This window comes from Streptomyces otsuchiensis, assembly GCF_004305975.1.
Lineage (GTDB): Bacteria > Actinomycetota > Actinomycetes > Streptomycetales > Streptomycetaceae > Streptomyces > Streptomyces otsuchiensis.
The window spans coordinates 1-5,458 of record NZ_BHZI01000344.1 but is presented as its reverse complement, the minus strand read 5'-3'; the positions used below and the strand labels follow the sequence as shown (position 1 = coordinate 5,458).

Below are 5,458 nucleotides of genomic sequence, written 5' to 3'. Positions count from 1 at the left end.
GTGGTGCGGTGGTGGGCGGGCCGGTCGTGGTCCGGCGCGTCAGCGGGGGGTGAGCCCGGCGGCCCAGCCGACGCCGCCGGCCAGATGCCCGCGGAATTCCGGCTCGTCGTAGCTCTCGGTGCTGTGGCCCAGTGCGGTGTAGAAGGAGCGGCTTCCCTCGTGTTCGTGGCACCAGACCAGCGGGTGGTGGGCGCCCATGGTGCCGCCGCGATAGGTGGACTCGTCGACGGTGGCCAGGACCCGCACGCGGTCGCCGGGACCGTCGCGGAAGTTGTACCACTCGTCCGTGCGCTCCCAGTGCCGCGGCAGGTGGGCCGTCGCCGGGTGGCCGGGGTCGGTGACGGTGACGGTGCCGGGCTGGATCTCCGGGTGGCCGTCGAAGCGGGCGCCGACCAGTTCGCCGAACCAGGGCCAGTCGGCCTCGGTGGTGGTGGCGGCGTGCACCCCGGCGAAGCCGCCGCCGTCGGCGGTGTGCCGGCGCAGCGCGGCGCGCCCGGCGTCGTCGAGGACGGTGCCGCTGGTGGAGAGGAAGACCACGGCGTGCGCGCCCTGCCCGAGCCACCGGGTCAGCGTCGCCGGGTCCTCGGTGGCCGCCACCTCCCAGCCCTGGTCGGCGCCGAGTTCACCGAGGGCACGCACTCCCGCGGGGATGGAGTCGTGCCGGTAGCCGGTGGTGCGGCTGTAGACGAGGATCCCGGGGCCGCTCATGGCCGCCATCGTAGGGCGGTCCGATGCCGTGGCGTGCCGTGCCCGCCTCCCGACGTGCCGTTAGGCTCCGCGTCATGGCTGCCGCTCAGTTCAAGGACCTCGCGTTCAGCGCCCTGGACCACCACGGGCTCGCCGCGTGGTGGTGCACGGCCCTGGGGTACCGGCGGCGGGAGCGCCGCCCGGGTGAGGAGTGGCCCGACGCGTGGCCGGTGCTGATCACCGACCCGTCGGGCTCCGGGCCGCGGATCTGGTTCACGCCGCGGGCCGAATCGGACTCCGGGCCGGAGACGGAGCCGGGGACCGGGTCGGGGACCGGGTCGGGGACGGGCGCGTCGCGGGAGCCGGGTCCGGGGACGGGGACGGGACGGCTGCACCTCGACCTGTACGGGGACGTGGACGCGCTGGTGGCGCTGGGTGCCACCGTGGTCCGGGAGCCGGACGGGGCCAGGGCCTGGCATGTGCTCGCGGACCCGGAGGGCAACCGCTTCGGCGTCTTCGCCCCGCCCGCAGAAGGACCCTCGGTCTCGCTCGGCGTCCGCTGACGCGTCGCACCACGGGTCGTCACGGGAGGGCTCGGCGACGGCCGTCGGGGTCCCGGACGGTGTGTCCCCGCTGGTCCAGGGACTCCAGCAGCGGCAGGCCGTGGGCGCGTGAGGTGCCCAGCGCGCGACAGCACTCGCCCACCGTGAACGGCTGCGGCAGGGCGCGCAGCCGGGCGGTGGCCCGCTCGGCGGTGCCGGCGGGCAGGTGCAGCCGCCCGTGGCGTTCCAGCGCGCCGCGCCGCACCAGCAGGGCCAGGTCCTCGGCGCGCAGGCCGAGTTCGGCCAGCCGGGTGCGTCCGGGGTCGCGGAAGGGCGCTTCACGGAAGGTCTCGTTCAGCGCCGCGAGGGCGGCTCCCAGTCGTTGCGGCAGCGGTTCGAGCGTGGCGGTGTGCACGCGGCCGTCCCTCACGGCCAGCGGGACCACGGCCGCGGGGGGCGGGTGCTCGGTCGTTCCCGCTGGAGGGGTGGCCGTGGGCAGCGGTGTGGCGGCGGGCGGTGCGGTCAGGGCCGTCACCAGCGCCGGGTCCGGGAGGTCGAGCAGCCGGGCGGCGTCGGCGAGGGGAATGCCGTAGGGCTCGGCGCGTCCGACCGCCTCGGCCAGGGTCTGCCGGAGCCGGGCCGCTCGCGGGCCGTCGAGCAGCCAGGGGCCGGCGTGGAGGGCGTCGGCCGGGGTGTGGCCGCCCATCGCCGCCAGGTGGTCGGCCCGCAGTCGTCCGTGGCGGGCCAGCAGTTCGGCGCCGTCCGCCGCCGTGCCGGTGAGGTGGGCGAGTTCGTGGGCGCGCGCGGCGGCCGCGCCGCGCCGGGTCAGGCGGGGCGGGTCGACGTCGAGGACGGTGGCGCCGCGCAGCAGACCGGAGCCGGGGTCGCGCAGCAGCAGCCGGTCGCCGATCCGGAGGTCCAGCGGCAGCGGCGAGGTCAGCCGGGCGGCGTCCGCGCCCAGGGGCCGGAGCCGGACCCCGGTGGCGGCGGTGCCGCAGTGGAGCAGGGGTTCGGCGGGCAGCCGCGGGGTGGTGGGGGCCGCCGGGCCGTCCGGCGTGGCGGGGGTGGCGAGGCGGACGTCGACGACGGTGGTGCGCCACCAGGCCCCGGGGGTGACCAGGGCGTCGCCCCTCCGGACCTGTTCGTGGTGGACGCGGCGCAGGTTCACCGCGACCCGGGCGGGCGCGTGGATCCGTTCGGCGGGTTCGGAGAGGCTCTGCAGTCCGCGGACGGTGGCGCGCAGCCCCGACGGCGCGATCTCCAGGGTGTCTCCGACGGTCAGGGTTCCCGCGGTCAGGGTGCCGGTGACGACGGTGCCCGCTCCCGGCGCGGTGAAGGACCGGTCGAGCCACAGGCGCACGGGTGGGTCGGTCGGGGCGGTCCCGGCGTGGCCCGCCGGTCCGGCGGCGAGCGCGCCGAGGTGACCGCGCAGGGTGTCCAGGCCCTCTCCGGTGCGGGCGCTGACCGCGACGGCCGGGAGCGCGCCCAGGGCGGTGCGGGCTAGCCGGGCCCGGGCGTCGTCGAGGGCCGGTCCGGGGTCGGCGAGGTCGGCGCGGGTGACGGCGAGTACGCCGTGCCGGACGCCGAACGCCTCGATGGCCGCGAGGTGTTCGCGGGACTGGGGCATCCAGCCCGCGTCGGCGGCGACGGTGAGGAGCACGGCGGGGGCGGTGGCGATCCCGGCGACGGTGGTGGAGAGGTAGCGGCGGTGGCCGGGGACGTCGACGAAGGCCAGGGGTGTGCCGTCGGCGGCGCGGGTGTGGACGAAGCCGAGCTCGATGGTCAGTCCGCGGCGCCGTTCCTCGGCGAGTCGGTCGGGGTCGGTCCCGGTGAGGGCGCGCAGCAGCGTCGATTTTCCGTGGTCCACGTGCCCGGCGGTGGCGACGACCAGCATCGGGTCACTCCCGCCCGTCGGCGTGGGATGCCTGGTCGGGGTCGGGGGCCGGGCCGGAGCCGGGTCGGGGCGCGGGGTCAGGGCCGCTCAGGGCGAGGACGGCGCGGGTCAGCAGGGCGTCGTCCTCCTCGGCGACGGTGCGCAGGTCCAGCAGCAGCCGGCCGTCGTGGACGCGCCCGGCGACGGCGGGGTCGCCGGTGCGCAGGGGGTGTGCCAGTTCGCGGGGCAGGGAGACGGCGGCGCTGGGCAGTTCGGCTCCGGGCGCGCCCCCTCCGCCGGGGCGGGCGACGGAGCCGGTCGCCCGCGCGTCGGCGCCGTGGGCGCGCAGCTGGGCGGCGAGTCGCTCCGCGCGCTCGCGCAGCCGGTCGGGTCGGGCGGTCAGCGCGCGGGCGACCGGTGGTTCCGGGCCGCGCAGTGTCGCCTCCAGGGCGGCGAGTGTCAGTTTGTCGACCCGCAGTGCCCGGGCGAGCGGGTGCCGTCGCAGTCTCGCGATCATGTCGGCGGTGCCCAGCAGCAGTCCGGCCTGGGGGCCGCCGAGCAGTTTGTCGCCGCTGGCGGTGACCAGGTCGGCGCCGTCGGCCAGTGAGGTCGCCGCGTCCGGTTCGCCGGGGAGAGCGGCGTGGGGCCGCAGCAGTCCGGAGCCGATGTCGTGGACCACCGGCACGCCGAGCCCGGTGAGTTCGCGCACCGGTACGTCGCTGACGAAGCCGGTGGTGATGAAGTTCGAGGGGTGGACCTTGAGCACGAACCCGGTCTCCGGCCCGACGGCGTCCGCGTAGTCGGCGCGGTGGGTGCGGTTGGTGGTGCCGACCTCGCGGAGCCGGGCGCCGGTGCTGGCCAGCAGCTCCGGGAGACGGAATCCGTCGCCGATCTCGACCAGTTCTCCGCGGCTGATCACGATCTCCCGGTTCCGGGCGAGGGCGGTGGCGGCCAGGACGAGCGCGGCGGCGTTGTTGTTGACGAGGTGGACCGCGCCGGCGCCGGGGACGGCGGCGCGCAGGGCGGCGAGTGCGCCGTCGCCGCGTGGCCCGCGCCGGCCGGTGGCGAGGTCGAACTCGACGTCGGCGGTGCCGGCGGCGTCGGCGAGGGCGTCGCGTGCGGCGGCGGAGAGCGGCGCCCGGCCGAGGTTGGTGTGGACGAGGACCCCGGTGGCGTTGAGGACGGGCCGCAGTCCGGCGGCGGTGCGTGGCAGCGTGGCGACGGCGTGGTCGGCGGCTCGCCGGGGTGCGAGTTCGCCGCGCCGTACCCGCTCCAGGGCGGCGGCGACGGCGTCCTTGACGGTGGCGCGGCCCAGCCGCTGGGCGGCCTCGCGCAGCCGGGGGTCGGCGAGGACGGTGTCGGCGCGGGGCACGGAGCGGCGCGGGTCGGCGGCGGGTGGCGTGGCTCCGGCGGGCGGTGCGGCCACGGCGGGCGGTGCGGCCACGGCGGGCGACGCCAGCGCGACGGGGTCGGGTGTCTGCTGCGGCGGTCGGGCGGTCATGGCGCCTCCGGCGGACGCGGGACGGTGCGGTGGCCGCAACCTACCCTCCGCCGGGCGGTGGCCGGTCCGCCGGGGGCGGGCGCCGAGGCGGACGCCCGCCCGCGGCCCTCAGGCGGCGCGGCGGAGTTTGACGGTGGAGTCGGTCCGGACGGACGGCGTTCCGTCGGGGGCGTCCTGGCCGCGCTCGTGCTCGGTGCTGATCAGCACCTCCCACTCCCCCGGCACCAGCCGCAGTGACTCGACGACCTCGCGCGCCGTGGGGAGCTCCACGTCGGGGTGCGGCTCTTCCATCCAGGCGGGCCAGCCGGCGTGGCCCTCGATGAGCAGCACCCCGCCGGGGGCGACGGCGTCCGCCGCGCGTCGCAGGATGGCGGCGCGCGGCAGGTCGCCGTAGGAATGCAGGAACTGGGAGGACACCAGGTCGTAGCTGCCCTCGGGGAAGGTGGAGCCGAGGTCGTGCCGCTGCCAGTCGATCCGGTCGGTGAGGCCACGTTCGGCGGCGAGGGCGGCCGCCCGGTCGAGGGCGACCTGGGAGATGTCGACGGCGGTGACCCGCCATCCGCGGTGGGCGAGCCAGATCGCGTCGCCGCCCTCCCCGCTGCCGAGGTCCAGGGCGCGGCCGGGCGTGAGGTCACCGGCCTCCCGGACGAGGACGACGTTGGCGTTACCGCTCCAGATGCGTTCCTCGGCGGCGTACCGGGCGTCCCAGTACTCGGCGTCGGTGTCGAAGTCGGCGGGGTCCGGCAGCTGCTGCTGCCGCTCGGCGCTCTCGTGCCGGGCGTGGGGGCGGGGGCTGTCGGAGGTCATGGGTTCCTCACGGGGTCGGGGCGGGACGGTGGGCAGGGGAAGGGCAGG

General features: G+C 77.6%; 5 protein-coding genes. 1 reads left to right on the top strand and 4 read right to left on the bottom strand.

Annotation, left to right across the window (positions count from 1 at the left end; genetic code table 11):
* Window positions 1–39 precede the first annotated feature (39 nt).
* On the bottom strand, window positions 40–708 hold the full coding sequence (locus E0D90_RS23215) for a ThuA domain-containing protein (protein WP_130799953.1): 669 nt from the start codon (window positions 706–708) through the stop codon (window positions 40–42).
* A 74-nt stretch (window positions 709–782) separates the two neighbouring features.
* On the opposite strand from E0D90_RS23215, the gene E0D90_RS23210 reads away from it, so the two are divergent.
* Window positions 783–1,250, top strand: a complete 468-nt coding sequence (locus tag E0D90_RS23210) for a VOC family protein (RefSeq protein WP_130799952.1) — start codon at window positions 783–785, stop codon at window positions 1,248–1,250.
* Between the two features lie 19 nt (window positions 1,251–1,269).
* Here E0D90_RS23210 and E0D90_RS23205 read toward each other — a convergent pair whose 3' ends face one another.
* From E0D90_RS23205 to E0D90_RS23195, 3 genes are all read right to left on the bottom strand, one after another.
* Window positions 1,270–3,123, bottom strand: coding sequence for a SelB domain-containing protein (locus E0D90_RS23205; protein ID WP_130799951.1), 1,854 nt, complete (start codon window positions 3,121–3,123; stop codon window positions 1,270–1,272).
* A 4-nt stretch (window positions 3,124–3,127) separates the two neighbouring features.
* The gene (selA, locus tag E0D90_RS23200) at window positions 3,128–4,603 is read right to left on the bottom strand and encodes an L-seryl-tRNA(Sec) selenium transferase (RefSeq protein ID WP_130799950.1); all 1,476 of its coding nucleotides are present in this window, start codon (window positions 4,601–4,603) and stop codon (window positions 3,128–3,130) included.
* Window positions 4,604–4,711: 108 nt separating this feature from the next.
* Window positions 4,712–5,410 (bottom strand): SAM-dependent methyltransferase, encoded by a 699-nt coding sequence (locus E0D90_RS23195; protein ID WP_130799949.1) that lies wholly within the window; start codon window positions 5,408–5,410, stop codon window positions 4,712–4,714.
* Between the last annotated feature and the right edge of the window lie 48 nt (window positions 5,411–5,458).

Excerpts from the sequence above, each read along its gene's own strand:
- E0D90_RS23210 (WP_130799952.1), top strand. The coding sequence starts at position 783 with ATGGCTGCCGCTCAGTTCAAGGACCTCGCGTTCAGCGCCCTGGACCAC.
- selA (WP_130799950.1), bottom strand. The coding sequence starts at position 4,603 with ATGACCGCCCGACCGCCGCAGCAGACACCCGACCCCGTCGCGCTGGCG.
- E0D90_RS23215 (WP_130799953.1), bottom strand. The coding sequence starts at position 708 with ATGAGCGGCCCCGGGATCCTCGTCTACAGCCGCACCACCGGCTACCGG.
- E0D90_RS23195 (WP_130799949.1), bottom strand. The coding sequence starts at position 5,410 with ATGACCTCCGACAGCCCCCGCCCCCACGCCCGGCACGAGAGCGCCGAG.
- E0D90_RS23205 (WP_130799951.1), bottom strand. The coding sequence starts at position 3,123 with ATGCTGGTCGTCGCCACCGCCGGGCACGTGGACCACGGAAAATCGACG.